General features: G+C 65.1%; 10 protein-coding genes and 1 pseudogene. 5 read left to right on the plus strand and 6 right to left on the minus strand.

Annotated elements, in window-relative coordinates; translation table 11 throughout:
- Positions 1 to 32: 32 nt before the first annotated feature.
- A complete protein-coding gene (locus tag N3J91_13805) occupies positions 33 to 1,415 on the minus strand; it encodes a response regulator (protein ID MCX8157497.1) in 1,383 nt (460 codons plus the stop codon).
- A 53-nt stretch (positions 1,416 to 1,468) separates the two neighbouring features.
- A complete protein-coding gene (locus N3J91_13810) occupies positions 1,469 to 2,818 on the minus strand; it encodes a response regulator (protein ID MCX8157498.1) in 1,350 nt (449 codons plus the stop codon).
- 305 nt (positions 2,819 to 3,123) lie between these two features.
- Between N3J91_13810 and N3J91_13815 the strand changes: the two genes are divergently transcribed.
- Entirely contained in the window at positions 3,124 to 3,528 is a 405-nt protein-coding gene (locus tag N3J91_13815) for a hypothetical protein (protein ID MCX8157499.1), read from the plus strand.
- A gap of 96 nt (positions 3,529 to 3,624) precedes the next feature.
- Here the strand turns inward: N3J91_13815 and N3J91_13820 are convergent, their stop codons facing one another.
- The 4 genes and pseudogenes from N3J91_13820 to N3J91_13835 all read right to left on the minus strand — a co-directional run bounded on the left by N3J91_13820 (position 3,625) and on the right by N3J91_13835 (position 8,399).
- Complete coding sequence (locus N3J91_13820) at positions 3,625 to 5,007, minus strand: sugar transferase (protein MCX8157500.1); 1,383 nt, start codon at positions 5,005 to 5,007, stop codon at positions 3,625 to 3,627.
- 78 nt (positions 5,008 to 5,085) lie between these two features.
- Positions 5,086 to 5,850: an exosortase-associated EpsI family protein gene (locus N3J91_13825; protein ID MCX8157501.1), complete on the minus strand. Its 765-nt coding sequence runs from the start codon at positions 5,848 to 5,850 to the stop codon at positions 5,086 to 5,088.
- Complete coding sequence (locus N3J91_13830; GenBank protein ID MCX8157502.1) at positions 5,847 to 6,842, minus strand: exosortase/archaeosortase family protein; 996 nt, start codon at positions 6,840 to 6,842, stop codon at positions 5,847 to 5,849. The genes N3J91_13825 and N3J91_13830 overlap by 4 nt, the downstream gene beginning before the upstream one ends.
- A gap of 1,119 nt (positions 6,843 to 7,961) precedes the next feature.
- Positions 7,962 to 8,399 (minus strand): annotated as a pseudogene (locus N3J91_13835) (glycosyltransferase family 39 protein).
- Positions 8,400 to 8,996: 597 nt separating this feature from the next.
- Here N3J91_13835 and N3J91_13840 point away from each other — a divergent pair.
- From N3J91_13840 to N3J91_13855, 4 genes are all read left to right on the plus strand, one after another.
- Positions 8,997 to 11,162: a heparinase II/III family protein gene (locus N3J91_13840; GenBank protein ID MCX8157503.1), complete on the plus strand. Its 2,166-nt coding sequence runs from the start codon at positions 8,997 to 8,999 to the stop codon at positions 11,160 to 11,162.
- Between the two features lie 102 nt (positions 11,163 to 11,264).
- A complete protein-coding gene (locus N3J91_13845) occupies positions 11,265 to 13,952 on the plus strand; it encodes a tetratricopeptide repeat protein (protein MCX8157504.1) in 2,688 nt (895 codons plus the stop codon).
- Positions 13,953 to 13,959: 7 nt separating this feature from the next.
- Complete coding sequence (locus tag N3J91_13850) at positions 13,960 to 14,382, plus strand: secondary thiamine-phosphate synthase enzyme YjbQ (protein ID MCX8157505.1); 423 nt, start codon at positions 13,960 to 13,962, stop codon at positions 14,380 to 14,382.
- A gap of 113 nt (positions 14,383 to 14,495) precedes the next feature.
- Positions 14,496 to 15,392: an SMP-30/gluconolactonase/LRE family protein gene (locus N3J91_13855; GenBank protein MCX8157506.1), complete on the plus strand. Its 897-nt coding sequence runs from the start codon at positions 14,496 to 14,498 to the stop codon at positions 15,390 to 15,392.
- Positions 15,393 to 15,416 lie beyond the last annotated feature (24 nt).

The following is a 15,416-nucleotide window of genomic DNA, read 5'->3' on the forward strand; positions in this document are numbered from 1 at the left end:
TAAAAAACCCCTGCACCCCCGCCTTCCCCCCGCTACGCCGGGGTCTCCACCGGTTGCAGCACCAGCTCCAACCCTTCCTGCGCCGCGTTGACCTCCACGTTTTCCCCCAGCAGTTGCACAAAGTTGCGCCCCCATTCCACCATGCGATCCACATGCTCATCCGTATGCCGTGGATCATGGTGAAAGAGAAACACCCGCTTGACCTTGGCGCTGACGGCCAGGGCCACCACGTCATCCACGCAGCCATGCCCCCAGCCAATCCGGCTCTGGTACTCGGTGGCATCGTACTGCGAGTCAATGATCAGCACGGCCGCCCCCTGCACAAAGTCAATGATCCGCTGATCCTGCCGCCGCGCATAATCTATGGCCTCCTGCGTCACCGGCGGGCCGCTTTCCTTCACCGTGGCGTGGTACTTGAACCGCTGATACGGCTCGTTGTCCGGCAGATACGCCACCGCCCCCGCCGGCGTGTGAAGCCGGTATCCCATGCACAAACCAGGATGATTGAGGTAGGTGGCCTCGACACGCACACTGCCCACTTGAAACGTCAGGTCCCGCATCTCTTCGATGCTGATGTTGCCCGGCAGCTCCGCCAGCGAAATGGGGAAATAGGGGCTTTCCATCTGGCTGCTCAGGGTGGACTCCAGCCCCTCGCGGGCGCCCTTGTAGCCAATGATGCGCACCTGATTGCGGGAATGGTAGGCCGGCTCGAAAAAGGGAAAACCCTGAATGTGATCCCAGTGCGTGTGCGAAATTAAAATCGTCACCGCAAACGGTTTCTCCCCAAATTCCTGCATCAGGCTTGCCCCCAGCGGCGCAATGCCCGTCCCGGCATCGAGGATGATGATCTGCCCCCCGGTGCGCACCTCCACGCAGGCCGTGTTGCCGCCGTAACGCAAGGTGGACCGCCCCGGCGTGGGGATGGAGCCGCGCACCCCCCAGAACCGCACCCGCGGCGGCGCGTCCTCCGGCAGGGCGGGCGGCGGCGGCCGGGCGCTGGGCGCGCGGGGCCGGCGGGTGGCTTCGCGGCGCAAAAAGGTGGTGTCGCCTTCGCCCATCAGCTCCTTGAGGAGATTGAGGAATTCGTGGCGCTGGAGCGGTTTGACCAGGCAGGCGTCGGCCCCGGCCTGGAGCGCATTGACGCGGTCGGTGGGATAGCCCCCGCCGGTGGTGAGCACCACCCGCGTGTAATTCCGCAGCACCGCCTCCTGCCGCACCATGCGGCAAAGTTGAAAACCGTTGCAGCGGGGCATGAGCAGATCGCACACCACCAGCTCCGCGCGATTCTTGAGGGCCAGCTCCAGCCCCGTCTCGCCATCCTCGGCCACCAGCACCCGCCAACCGTTCTCCGCCAGCCAGCCGGAAAGGGCCGCTCGCTGGCTCTGGTCTTCGTCCACTAGAACAACGGTTTTCATGCCACGGGTTGCGCGTGGGGAAATATAGCCTCCCCGGGCGCTCTGCCAACCCTTCAACCGGCACGGGCCAGGGCCCGGCGGCGCGCCGCCGGGCGCAGCACCACTTCCACCCGCTCGCGGGCGCCGGCCACTTCCAGGCCGCCGCCGGCGGCCATGGCCAGCTTGCGGGCATGCCGCACCATGGCATCCACCTTGCGGTCATCGTGGCTGGGATCATGATGGAAAAGAAAAAGCTTCTTCACCCCGGCGCGCACCGCCAGGTTCACCGAGTCATCCACGCAGCTATGGCCCCACCCCACGTGCCGCTCGTACTCCTCCGCGTCATATTGCGAATCCACAATCAACACGTCCGAGCCGCGAATGAATTCCACCAGTTTCTGGTCCTGTTGCTCGGCAAAGGCCTGCGCCTCGGCGCTGACCGGCTGCGCCCCCGCGGAGTGCGACTTCAGCCGCACGTAGTTCTCGTTGTCCGGGATGAACGTGATCGAGCCTTCCGGCGTGTACAACCGGTATCCCACGCAAACGCCGGGATGGTTGACATAAGTGGCCCGCACCTGAATGGGGCCGACGGAAAATTGCAGATCGCGCAGCTCGGTGAATTGCAGATTGCCCGGCATCTCCTTCAGGCCGATGGGAAAATAGGGGCTTTCCATCTGGCCGGACAGCGTGTCCTGCAAACCGCGCGTCGCCCCCTCATACCCCAGCACCCGCACGGTGTTGCGCGGATTGTAGGCCGGCACAAAAAAGGGAAAGCCCTGGATGTGATCCCAGTGGGTGTGCGTGATGAGCAACGTCAGCTCCAGCGGGCGGTCCTTGAACTCCCGCGCCAGCGCCACGCCCAGCGGGCGAATCCCCGAGCCGGCATCCAGAATGATGATCTGGCCGGCCGCGCGAATCTCCACGCAACTGGTGTTCCCCCCATATCGCACCGTCTCCGGCCCCGGCGAGGGGATGCTGCCCCGCACCCCCCAAAACCGCAGCCGCGTGGGGGCGTCCTCCGGGATCATATTGGCGCAGGGCTTCATCAGCATCACCGTGTCCCCCTGGGCGATGTTCTCCAGCAGCCGCTTCAGGGCCACCGGATCATACGGTTTCACCAAAAAATGCCGCGCCCCCGCCTCGCTGGCATTCTGACGGTCGGCCGGAAAATCCCGCGCACTGGTGGCCACCAACACCGTCCCATCAAAGGCCGGCGTCTGCCGCAACCGCCGGCAAAGCTGGATGCCCGCCCCTTCCGGCAACAAATAATCAAACACCACCACCCGCGGATGATGCTGCTGCGCCAGCGCCCACGCCTGCTCGGGATCCTGCGCCTCCCAAACCGTCCAACCCTCCGACGCCAGAAAATTTTTCAAGCCACGACGTGCGCTGGCGTCTTCGTCAATGAGCAGGACGGTCTTCATGAAGTTGAATTAGCCTAGGCCAATCGCCATACTTTTTCAAGCCTTTCACATCAGGGCCTGGCGGCCCGGCGCCGGGGGCATCCCCAGGCCACCCTTGGCCACAGCCGGCACCGCCGCCGGTGATGCGGGCCGCGAGCTTTACCCAGCCCGCCGACAATTTACATTATGAGAAGCCTCCTGTGTAGGATTTTTTCTGACAAGCCTTTCAGGCGCGCATGGACTTGGTGCTGTTTCCCCTCTGCCGTTATAGTCACGGGTGACTGTTCACCCAGAGCAAAACGTAAGCAGTACCAGCCATGGGTCCTATGGGCACTGGATTGAAAGAAGCTGCACCCGCGCGGGCCGCAGCCAATGAAGAATCCCAGACGCTGCGCGATTTGTACCTGCAACAAGCCGGCAGCTCCCCCCAGAACTTTGAGCGGGATCTCCTGTTTGCCTGTGCTTATGCGCCGGCCCTGGTGCGCCTGGCGTGGCGGTTGGACCCGGATTTCTTTCTGCACGACCTGCAGCTCATCCGCGCCGTGAGCCTGTGCCGCAACTTCGGGGACTGCCGCCATGAAGTCGAGGCCTTCCGCCGCGCCAACCCCCCGCGCGGATTCCTCCGCAAAACGCTGCGCGTCCGCCTTTCCGGGCAAAAGCTATTACGAATGGCCTCCCGGCTGTATCTGACCAAGACCCTGCCCTCCCGCAACGCCAATGCGGGACGATAAATCGGACCAGCGATTCTTCCTGCGTCCTCCCTGCGCGCCAGCAAACGATGAATACCGCGCCTTGAGCCGGCCTGGCTGCGGCGCCTTGTTCGCTCCTTAACGCGCCCCCGTCCCCTGCAGGACGGCGGGGATCGTGCGCAGCAGAATCTTCAAGTCCAGCCACAAGGACCAATGATCTATATACTCCAGGTCCAGCCGCACCCATTCCCGGAAATCGCTGACGTTGTTGCGCCCGCTGATCTGCCACAGGCACGTCAGGCCGGGTTTCACGCTGAGACGCCGGCGGTGGGACACATCATCAAACCGCGCCACTTCATTGACCGGCAGGGGGCGCGGCCCCACCAGACTCATCTCGCCGCGCAGCACATTGATAAGCTGCGGCAGCTCATCGAGGCTGTACTTGCGGAGGAACCGCCCCACGGGCGTCACCCGCGGATCGTGGCTGAGCTTGAACACCGGCCCCTGCATTTCATTGAGTGTCTCCAGCTCGTGCCGCAACTGCTCGGCATTGGTGACCATCGTGCGGAACTTCAGCATCACAAACGGCTTGCCATGCAAACCGCAACGCTCCTGGCGGAACAACACCGGCCCCGGGCTGGTGAGGCGGATGAGCAGGGCAATCAACAGCAGCAGCGGCGCCAGCACCAGCAGCCCCACCAGCGCGCCCGTATAATCCATGACCTGCTTGGCCAGCGCCTGCCAACTGGCCTCCGGCGCGCTCCGAAACACCAGCACCGGCAAATCCAGAAATTCATCCAGCGACGTGCGGTAGGTGTGCGTCTTGAAGAAACTGGCCACCAGCCATGCCTCCACCCCCTCCAGCTCACAGGTGCGCAGGATGTGCTCCGCTTCCCGGAAGTTGGAATGCCCGCAGTGCACCAGCACCGCCCCGGCGGAATGTTCATGCAGCAGACCGGCCAGCTCGGTGACCTGATTGCGCTCCAGATTCAATTCCGCCACCACCGTGGCCGAGCCGGGGCCCAGCGCGCGCAACTTCTCGCGCAGCATTTGCAAATCCCCTTCATTGCCGCCCACCAGAATGACGCGCTTCTCAAGCTGGTCCCGCCCGTGCCCGGTGTGGTACAGCCCGCTGAGCAGCAGCTCCTTGGCCATCAGCAGCACAAAACTGATGCCCCCATAAAGCACGAGCACGCCACGCGCCAGTTGCTCGCGAAACAGGAACATCATCAAAATCGCGGCCACCGTCGTCACCGCGCTGGCCTTCAACAGCATCACCGCCGTGCGGCGCCGCGAGAAAAAGAGCGGCCGCTGATAAAAGCCCAGCCAGCTCAGGCTGATCCACGCCGTCGGCGCAATCACCAGCCACAGCCACATGAATTCGTCAAAGGAGGCGATCGGCTCGCGGCCCAGCAGGTTTTTGGCGCGGATCTCATGCGCCAGCCACAACGCCAGCAAATGCAGCCCCGTGTCCATCACCTGATGAACCCGCGTGCGCAGGATGCTGGAGCGTCGCAGCATGATTGATTTTTACAATATCTGTTGTCCGGCCTTCATTTAAGCCCTCAAGCGGGCGCCGGCGTCAAGTCCCCCCCAGGCCTACGGAACGGCCTGGGCGTGACGGGTGTCCACCCCGGCGGGCGGCACCTGGAATTGCGGCGCCGCCTCCTGAATCCACTGGGTCATCCAGTGCACCGTGGCGTCTTCCTGGCCGGGGGCGCAGGTGGTGAAAAGGGAAATGTAGGCCCACCGCTGCAGCTCGCCCGTCCGCAACATGTGCCAGGTTTGCGACCACACCCGCCGGGTGTGTAGGGCGGACATTTCACGATCCGTGACAAACCAGTACAGGTACATCCCCCGCAACGTCACCGAGCCGCGCGGCGTTTCCATCACCTTGGTGGACTGCACTTTCATCACCGGCAGCCGGTATTCCACCGGCCGGCGCATGGGCACCTCGATCACCGCGGTGTCGCTGGCCTTGTATTCCCAGCCCTGCCCGTTCAGGCAATATTCCGGCTTGTGGATGCTGGTCCGGTCACTGCCCATCAACACCACGCTGACCAGCAGCCGCCGCCCGTCCGGCCAGGCATACAACCGCCGCCCGTAGGTGGTATCGGCCGGCAGCCATTCCAGCTCCAGCTTGCTGACCGGCACCGAGGTGGAGGTTGCCCCCATGACCTCCGGCGGCAAAAAGATGCTCTGCGGCATCACCACCCGCCCATCCTCCGCATACGTCGGTTCCGGAATCAGCTTCACCCCCGGCGCGCCCAAATGCTGGCGCGTCTGCGCCCGCTGCAACAACATGCCCGTCCCCGCCATCAGGACGAGGGCCGCCACAAACACCTGCCATGCGCGCTGTTTCATGCCGTCTCGGGAACTCCGGCCGCCGGCGCCCGCCGCCGCGGCGTCAACAACCGCCCGGTCACATACACCATCGCAAAACCCACCACGTACGGCAGCAGGCTCAACCAAGCGCTGTCATGCACGTAATTCCCCCCCGCCTGCCCAAACAATTCCGCCGCCACGACGATCATCACCAGCCGCAGGACGTTGCTGACAATGGCCGCGGGAATGGCCACCAGCAAAATGACCGCCCGCTGCCAGAACGATTGGAAAAACATGAACCCATAAATCATCGTCAGCACGGTCAGCGCCGTCAGGCTCTTGATGCCGCTGCAGGCGGCGGCAATCTCATATTGAAACCGCCCGGCCGGATCAAATATCTGCACCCCGTTCTGAATCACCGGCACCCCCAAAACATGGTGCGAAATCCAAACCGTGATCTGCGTGGCCACCAGCCGCAGCGGAAAGGTCAGGCTTTCCGCTTGCGAGGCCACCGGCACGCAAAAAATGAACAAACAAAACGGAAAGGCCGTGGCCTTCAACCAGCGCCAGCCCCACAACATACCGGTGATGGCATAGATGCCCAGATAGAAGCCCACAATGGAAATCCGCGCCTGCTGCGCCAGATATCCCAGCAGGTGCAGCCCCGCTGCCAGCCCCAGCAGCCCCAGCCCCGGCCACCACGGCGCCTTGGGCAGCGGCAGCAATTCCTCGCGCTTCCACCACAGCAGCACCAGCACCAGCAGGGGAATGAAAAAACCATGCTGATCCTCCGGATTCCACTCATACGCATGCACCATCCACCCCAGCAGGCTGCCCGTCTTGATGTAACCCAGCGTGCTGTTGCCCCACAGGTGAAACAGCAGAATCCACACCCCCAACAACCCCCAGAACAATTCCCGATGCGGAAATTGCGCCCACGCCGCCAGAATTTCCGCCCCCAACTGGCGCAATTCGGCGCCCAGGCTTTTCCGTTCCTGGACGGGATTGGTTGTCGTTGCTTCCACGCTCATGCGCGTTCTTTCGAGACCCCATCTTATGACACCTGCCGGGCGAAATTCACTCAAAAACACACGGCAATGGCCCGGCCACACGCAGGCCCGCCCATGGCACGGAAACGGGAGGCGGTGAGGACCGGCCTAGGGCGCGGCCGGCGCCTTCCACCGCTCGCGATCGGTCAGAAACAACTGCTCCGGGAATAAATCCGCGTAGGCATGTTTCAACGGAAAACCCGTGGGCACTTCCTGCCGAAGCAGACATTGGGCGATGAACATGCCCCAACCCTGGTTCTCACCCTGCACCCATTGCGTCAAAAACCGGTTGTCCAGCGTTTGCGGCGTCAAATACAGCGCCTTCACCGGATGCTGCCGGTGGATGGCCTGAAAGTCCGCCTCCGAGTTCAACGGCAGCCAGCAGCACGTCCGCTGGCCGTACCAGGCCACCGCCCACGGTATGTCGCTCATCATCAATTCCTCCGGCTGCATCCAGGCGGACACCGCCTGGATCACCCGCGGCGCATAAGGCGGATACGCCATCATCGGCGAGCGGGGCGGCAGCAATTTGACCACCAGCGGCGCCACCGCGATGAGAATGAAGCCCCCCACAAACAGCGGCCGCGCCTCCCACACCGCCGCTCGCGCCTGATCCAGCACCGTGTAAAACAGCGCCACCCCAAACATCACCACCAGCGGCGTCAGCCACACCAGCACGTTCTCCGGCGACACCTCGCGGCCGGTGGTCCGCGGCGAGGCAATCAGGGCCTGCACCGCCGCCAGAAAGAGCAGCGACAGCAGCGTAAAAAGCCGCAGACGGGACAACACCGGGCGCCGGAACGGCACCAACAGCCCCACCAGAAAGAACGCGCTCACCCACGTGCCGCCCATCTGCGGCATATCCTGAGGCACCACCTGCCGCAGCCCCTGCACCAGCTTGAGCGGCAAATCCAGCGCCTCCACATGCGTGAAGTCCGGCTGCAGGGAACGCGGCAGCGTGGTGGCCGGAAAACTGGGCGTGCCCTCATAAACCACATAACTGGCGGCGCCAAAAAAGGCCCCCGTCAGTTGGTAGTTGCGCCACAGCCACGGCGCCACCACCGCGGCGGCCACCAGCAGCGTGACCCCCAGCGCCAGCCAGCGGCGCACGCCCAGATGCGCCACCAAAAAAACCACCACCGGTGCCGCCAGCCACGCAAACGCATACCGCGTCAACACCCCGGCCCCCAACACCAGGCCGGTCAGCGCCGCCAGCCCCGCCATGCGCCAGCCCCCGCAAAACTCCTCCGCGCCGCGCTCCATCCAGACCAGGCACCACACCAGCGCCAGCACCCACACCATCACCAGCAGGGTGGAGCCGCCGCTCATGCTGAATCGCCACAGCAACTCCGTCCCCATCAACACCACCGCCGTCAGCCAGGCCACGTTTTCATCCAACAACCGCCGCGCCAGTGTGTACGCCAGCCACACCAGCACGAAAAACAGCGCCTGATTCAGCAGCACAATCGCCAGCTCCGGCAGATGCCGCGTGGGCCGCCCCTCGCCGCTGATCACCTCGTCCAGCGGCCACAGCTTCATCAGCCCCGCCAGCAACGCGGGATAAACCGGCGGATGCCGCACCTCCGGCATCGGCCCGCCCAGTCGCGCCGGCGCCAGCACGGCCTCGAATGCCTGCCGTTGCTCGGCGGTCCATTGCGATTCATCCGCCGGCAGCTTGCGCCGCGCCGCCTCGGCCTGCACCACGGCCTGTTTCTGCAGCAAATACACGCACAACGGATGTATCGAGCGGGTGACGTAACCCTCCCCCCGGGCCAGATTTCGCCCCAACTGGGCCAGCTCCATCGTGTCCGGCTGTTCAAAGTTGCGCCACACCCGCACATCATAAACCGCCGCCAGCCCCACCACGCTGAGCAGCAACAACACAAACTTGAGCGACCGGTTCCCGGCGCCTTCCGTCCAATGATAAATCCATTCCTGGATGCCCGACATAACGCACTGCCTTCCGCGGCCCGCGCCTCCACTCGCGCAAGCTTGCCAGCCAACATGGAGGCTGGCCCGGCCCGGCGCAAGATAATTATCCACACCGCCCGCCCCCGCTTCGCGATTGGTCCCGCCGCCCCGCCCTTCCTGCATTACCCCTTGCCCCCGCGCCGTCCCATCTTCATCATTTCAGCTATGCGCACCACCTGCTTTGCCTGCCTGACCGGCCTGCTCCTGCTGGCCGCCAACCTTCCAGCCGCCGCCCCGCTGCCCGCCGCCCCATCCCTGCCGCCGCATCCGCGCCTGCTGTTCACCGCCCGGGATTTGCCGGTGATTCAGGAGCGCATCGCGCAGCAACCATGGGCCCAATCTTTTTTCCACCAGTTGCAGGCGCGGGCCGACGGCTGGCTCCCGCGCGCCATCGAGCTCCCACCGCGCGGCGGCCAGTGGTATCATTATTACTCCTGCCCCAAACACGGCGCCCGCCTGCGCCAGGAAGGCCCCTCCCGCCATGTCTGCCCGGTGGATGGCGAGGTGCTCACCGGTTATCCCTATGACGATGTAGTCTTGATGACCGAGCACAACCGCCTGGCCACGGCCGCCCGCGAGCTGGGCATCGTTTATCAAATCACCCGCAAACCCGCCTATGCCGCCAAGGCCCGGGAAATCCTGCTCGCCTACGCCGCCAAATATGAAAGCTATCCGCTGCACGACATCCGCGGCGAAGCCAAAATTGGCGGCGGCAAGGTGGGCCCCCAAACGCTGGATGAATCCACCTGGCTGATCACGCTCCTGGGCGGCGCCGATACCGTCTGGAGCACCCTCACCGACGCCGAGCGCCAGCAGCTCACCACCGGACTGCTCCTCCCCGCCACCCGCCTCATCCGTGAACACAAGATGGGCATCCACAACATTCAATGCTGGAAAAACTCCGCCGTGGGCATGACCGGCCTCTTGTTGGGCGACATGGCGCTGGTGGACGAGGCCCTCCACGGCCCCAGCGGCTTTCACGCGCAAATGGCCCGGGGCGTCAGCGCCGACGGCCCCTGGTATGAAAATGCCTGGGGCTACCATTTCTACACCATGGCCGCCCTGGCGCCGCTGGCCGAGGCGGCCTTTCATTGCGGCATCCCTCTCTACGGCCCCGAGTTCAAACGCATGTTTGACGCGCCGTTGCGCCTCTGCATGCCGGACTTCCAACTGCCCGCCTTCAATGACTCGCACACCGTCTCCGTCCTCCAGGCCGCCCACCTCTACGAGCTGGCCTGGGCGCGCTACCAGGACCCGGCCTACGCCGTGATCTTGAGCCGCTACCCCCGCCAATCCGAGCACGCCCTGCTGGCCGGACGCACTGAACTCGGTCCCCCCCGCGACTTCGCGCCCCGCAGCGGCAACCACCCCGCCACCGGCAACGCCGTGCTCTGCGCCGGCACCGGCACCAACGCCCTCTGGCTCTGCCTCGACTACGGCCCCCACGGCGGCGGACACGGGCACCCGGACAAACTGGCCTTTGTGAGCTGGACCCTGGGCCGCATTCAAGCCCCCGACCCCGGCACCGCCAACTACGGCGTGCCCATCCAGGCCGGCTGGTACCGCACCACCATCGCCCACAACACCCTCACCGTGGATGAAACCTCCCAGCGCCCCGCCGAAGGCAAATGCGAGGCGTTCTTCGCCACCAACGACCTCGCCGCCGTGACGGCCGTCGCGGGCGACATCTACGACGGCGTGACCTTTCGCCGCACCATCGCCCTCCTCGGCCGCCAACATCTGCTGTTTCTGGATCAGGTCTCCGCGGCCCGCGAGCACACCCTCGACTTCGCCTATTACAACCACGGCCAACTGGAGCCGCCGCCCGGGGCGCAACCGTTCTCGCCCCCGCAGAAACCGGGCTACAGCTATTGGCGGGACACCCGCAGCCTCACCCGCGACCAGGGCCTCCGCCTCCGTTGGACGGTGGGCCCCGGCCAGACCCTGCACTGGGTCTCCGCCCCGGCCGGCCGTCCCCTCACCTACCTCACCGGCACCGGCGTGGGGGCGCACACCGAAGACCGCGTGCCCATGGTGGTCACCCGGCTCCAAGCCCGCGAGGCCGCGCTCGCCTGGGCGGTGGCCGTCAACACCCCGGAGCCGCCCCAGGTGGAACTGCTGCCCGTCTCCAACGCCGCCGGCCAGGCCGTGCCAGGAAACCTGGCCCTCGCCGCGCGGCTGCGGGACGGCCCGCGCACCTGGCTCGTGGTGGTCAATGCCACAGGGACGCCGCTCCGCGTCCTCGGACAGGAGCTCCCCGCCCGCCTGACCCTCCTGACGGAAGCCCCCGGACAACCGCTGCGCCGACAGGCTGAAGCCAACGGCCCGTAAGCCGGCGCCCTGGCCCCAAACCGGCCCCACGCCCAGGGCACGCCCCCTTGCGCCTGTTCTTTGTGCGTGATTTGCCCCCCTTTTCTGGCTTAAGCTGCGGCCATGAGCAGTTGGCGTAGATGTTTGACCTTGTGGCTGGGCGTGCTGCTGGCGGCCAGCCTTCTGGCCAGCCCGGAGGAGCAGTACGTCCGGGTTTATGATCTCATTCAACAGGGCGATCAACTCATGGAAAGCGGCCGGGGCGCCGAAGCCCTGCCCAAGTACCGCCTGGCCCTGCAGGAATTGCAGCGCCTGCAGGCCAATTTCCCCGGCTGGAATGACAAGGTGGTCACCTACCGCCTGAATTACTTGAACGGCAAAATCAAGGCCCTCGCCGAGCAAACCCCGGCCGCGCCCGCGCCGCCCGCTGCGCCGCCGTCTCCCACCCCCGCCCCGGCACCCGCCGCTCCCGCCCCTTCTCCTGCGCCCATCCCGCCGGCCACCGCTGAAGAATTGGAAACCCTGCGCGCCCAGGTCAAACAACTGCAGAGTGACCGGCTGCTGCTGGAGGCCAAATTGCGCGAAGCCCTCTCCGCCCAGCCGGCCGGCGCGGACCCCCGCGAACTGGCCCGCGCCGAGGAGCGCATCCGCAACCTGGAAAAAGAACGGGATCTCCTGCAGGTCACCTTGCAACAGGAAAAAGACCGTGCCGCCCGGGCCGTGCCGCCCGAAAAACTCAACGAGCTGCAGCGCGCCCTCAAAGAAACCCAGCAACGCCTCGACAAACAACAGGAGCAGACCGCCGCCCTCCAAAAGGAGCGCGAACAACTGCGCGCCCAATTGCAGGAACAACAATCCCGCGGCAAAGGCCAGGCCGAAGCCTCCCGCACCGCCCTGGCCGAGGCCGAGCAGAAACTGGCCCGCGCCCAGGAGGCCATGGACAACCTCCGCCGCGAAAAAACCGCCGTCGAACAACAACTGGTGGAGGCCCGGGCGCAACTGGCCGCCGCCCCCACCGCCGAAGACCTCCGCAAATCCCAGGACGCCCTGGCCGAAGTCCGCCGCCTGCTGCAAACCGCCGAAGCCGACGCCGCCACCGCCCGGGCCGAGCGCCAGGCCGAGGCGGAAAACGCCCGGCAACTGGCCCGGCAGCTCGAGACGTTCAAAGAACAGCTTGCCCGCCAAAGCGCCGCCGCCGAACAACTGGCGCGGGAAAAGGAGGCCCTGCAAAAACAAGTGGCCGAAGAACAGGCCAAAGCCGGCAACAAGGTGGATCCCGCCGAGTTGAAAAAGGCCCAGGAGGCCCTCGCCGCCACCCAGAAGAAACTGGAGGAAACCACCACGCAAATGGCGGCGCTGCAGAAGGAAAAAGAGGCCCTGCAGGAAAGTTTGAAAAAGCAAACCCCGGAGAACGCGCTGGCCCGCTCCTACGAAGCCGAAAACCTCAGCCTGAAAAAACAGTTGTTTGAGCTTCAGCAGCGGCTCCAGGCCCTCCTCCCGCAGGTGGAACAGGGCGGCGCCGAACTGGAACGCGCCCGCCAGCAGCAGGCCGCCCTGCAGTCCGCCCTCGAAGCATTGAAGCAGGAAAAGGAGCTGCTCGCCCGCCAGCTTCAGCAGGCCACCAACGCCCCGCCGCCCCAGGACCCGCGGCTGGCGGAGGCCGAAAAACAACTGGCCGCCCTCCAACAAAAGGCCGCCGCGCTGCAGGAGCAGACCGCCACCCTCCAGCGCGAGCGCGAGGTCCTGCAATCCGCCCGGCAGGATTTGGAAAAGCGGCTCAAAGCCACCCAGACCGAATACGAGCGCCTGCGCGCTCAGGATATGGAACGCCTCCGCCGCCTCGAACAGGAACTGCTGGCCGCCCAACAAACCCAGCAGGAGCGCGAGCAGCAACTGGCCGCCCTGAAAAAGGAACAGCAAATCCTGGAAACCCGCCTCGCCGCCCTCCTCTCCGAAAAAGAGCGCGCCTCCAGCAGCAAAAGCCGTGACAACCGCCGGCTCAAGGAGCTGGAAAATGAGCGCGAGCAGCTCCAGAAAAAACTCAATGAAACCCAGCGCGATTTGTACGCCCTCCGCCAGCGCGCCACCGCCGCCGACGATTTGAACCGGCAGATGCTCTCCCTGCGCGCCCGCCTGGAGGCCTATGAAATCAAACGTGTCCCCCTCAGCCCCGAAGAGCTGGCCCTGTTAAAAGCCCCGCCCACCCGCCCCCAGCCGCCCGCCAAGCCCACCAAGGCCGACGCCGCCCTGACCCAGGTCTTCCTCGAAGCCCGCCGGCACGCCGAGGCGGGCCGCCTCCCCGAAGCGGAGCAGAAACTGGCCGGCGCCGCCCGCCAGCCCAACCCCAGCCTGCAGGCCCTGCATCAACTGGCGGCCGTCCAGCTTGACCAGAAAAAGCTGGCGGAAGCCGAGCAGACCATTCAACAAGGCCTCGCCGCCGACGCCCAGCACGCCGGCCTGCTTTATCAGTTGGGCATTCTGCGTTTTGAGCAGGGGCGCCTCGACGACGCCATCGCCGCCCTCGGCCAGTCGCTCAAGAGCGATCCCCAGCGCGCCGACGTGTACAATTACCTCGGCTTCGTGCTGGGCAAAAAGGGCCTGGTGCGCGAATCCGAAAGCGCCTTTCGCAAGGCCCTGCAACTCGACGCCTCCCTCGCCTCCGCCCACCTGAATCTCGCGTGGGTCTATGCCCATCAACAACCCCCCTCCCCCGCCCTGGCCCAGTGGCATTACCAAAAAGCCCTCGCCGGCGGCGCGGCCCCGCACCCGGAACTGGAGGCCAAACTCAAAGCCTTGACCGCGCAACCTTGATCCCCCCATGCTGCGCCAGGAATTGCATGAACTGACCGTGCCCACCCGCGGCCGCGGCTTTTATGAGTTCACCGACGAAGTGGCCGCGCTGGTGCGGCGCAGCGGCCTCACCACCGGCCTGGCCACCCTGCATCTGCAGCACACCTCCGCCTCGCTGCTCATCCAGGAAAATGCCGACCCCGAAGTGCGCCGCGACCTGGAGCGCTTCATGGCCCGGCTCGCCCCCGATGGCGATCCCCTTTTCCGCCACACCTGCGAAGGGGATGACGACATGCCCGCCCACGTCCGCACCGCGCTCACGGCGGTCAACCTGAGCATTCCCATCGTGGCGGGGCGGCTCGCCCTGGGCACCTGGCAGGGCATTTACCTCTGGGAGCACCGTTACGCCTCGCACCGCCGCCGCGTAGTGGTGCATCTGCTCGGCGAGTAACGCGGCCCACGCCCATAATTCCAGCAGGCCCATCTGCCCCGCCCCAACCGCCCATCCCGCACCGGCTGCATTCCCCCATTGCCTAAAGCCCCGCTTCGACCTATGCTGCCCGCATGAAACCTGCATTGTCCCTCCCTGCCCTGGGTCTGGTCCTCCTGACGGCCCTGGCCCTGAATGCCGCCGAAAGCAAAATCATCGCCCCCGGCGCCAAGCTGGAGCTGCTGGCAGATGGTTTCAAATTCACCGAAGGCCCCGCCGCCGATGCCGAAGGCAACGTGTATTTCACCGATCAACCCAACGACCGCATCATGAAATGGAGCGTGGACGGCCGGCTTTCCACCTTCCTGCAGCCCTGCGGCCGCGCCAATGGCCTTTATTTTGACCTGAACGGCCATTTGCTGGCCTGCGCTGATGAAAAAAACGAGCTGTGGTCCATTGACAAAAACGGCCAGCACACCGTGCTGGTCAAGGATTACCAGGGCAAGCTCCTCAACGGCCCCAATGACCTCTGGGTTCATCCCAAGGGCTGGATTTATTTCACCGACCCCCTCTACAAGCGCCCCTACTGGAAGCGGGGCGACATGGAGCAGGACGGCCAGCACGTTTATCGGGTCAGCGCCGACCGCAAAACCGTCACGCGCGTGATTAATGATCTCCGCCAGCCCAATGGCATCATCGGCACCCCCGACGGCCGGACGCTCTACGTCGCCGACATCGGCGCCCGCCGCACCTATGTCTATGACCTGGATGCCAACGGCCAGCCCACCAACAAACGCCTCTTTTGCGAGCTGGGCTCCGATGGCATGACCCTCGACAACGAAGGCAATGTCTATCTCACCGGCCGCGGCGTCAGTGTCTTCGACAAAAACGGCCAGAAAATTGAACAGATTGACGTGCCCAAAGGCTGGACCGCCAATGTCACCTTCGGCGGCCGGGAGCGCAACCTCCTCTTCATCACCGCCAGCGATGCCGTTTATGGCCTGAAAATGCGCGTCAAGGGCGCCCAGTAACCGCTCGCAGGCCCCGCCAAAGCC

Source organism: Verrucomicrobiia bacterium, from assembly GCA_026414565.1.
Classification (GTDB): Bacteria; Verrucomicrobiota; Verrucomicrobiia; order Limisphaerales; family Fontisphaeraceae; genus Fontisphaera.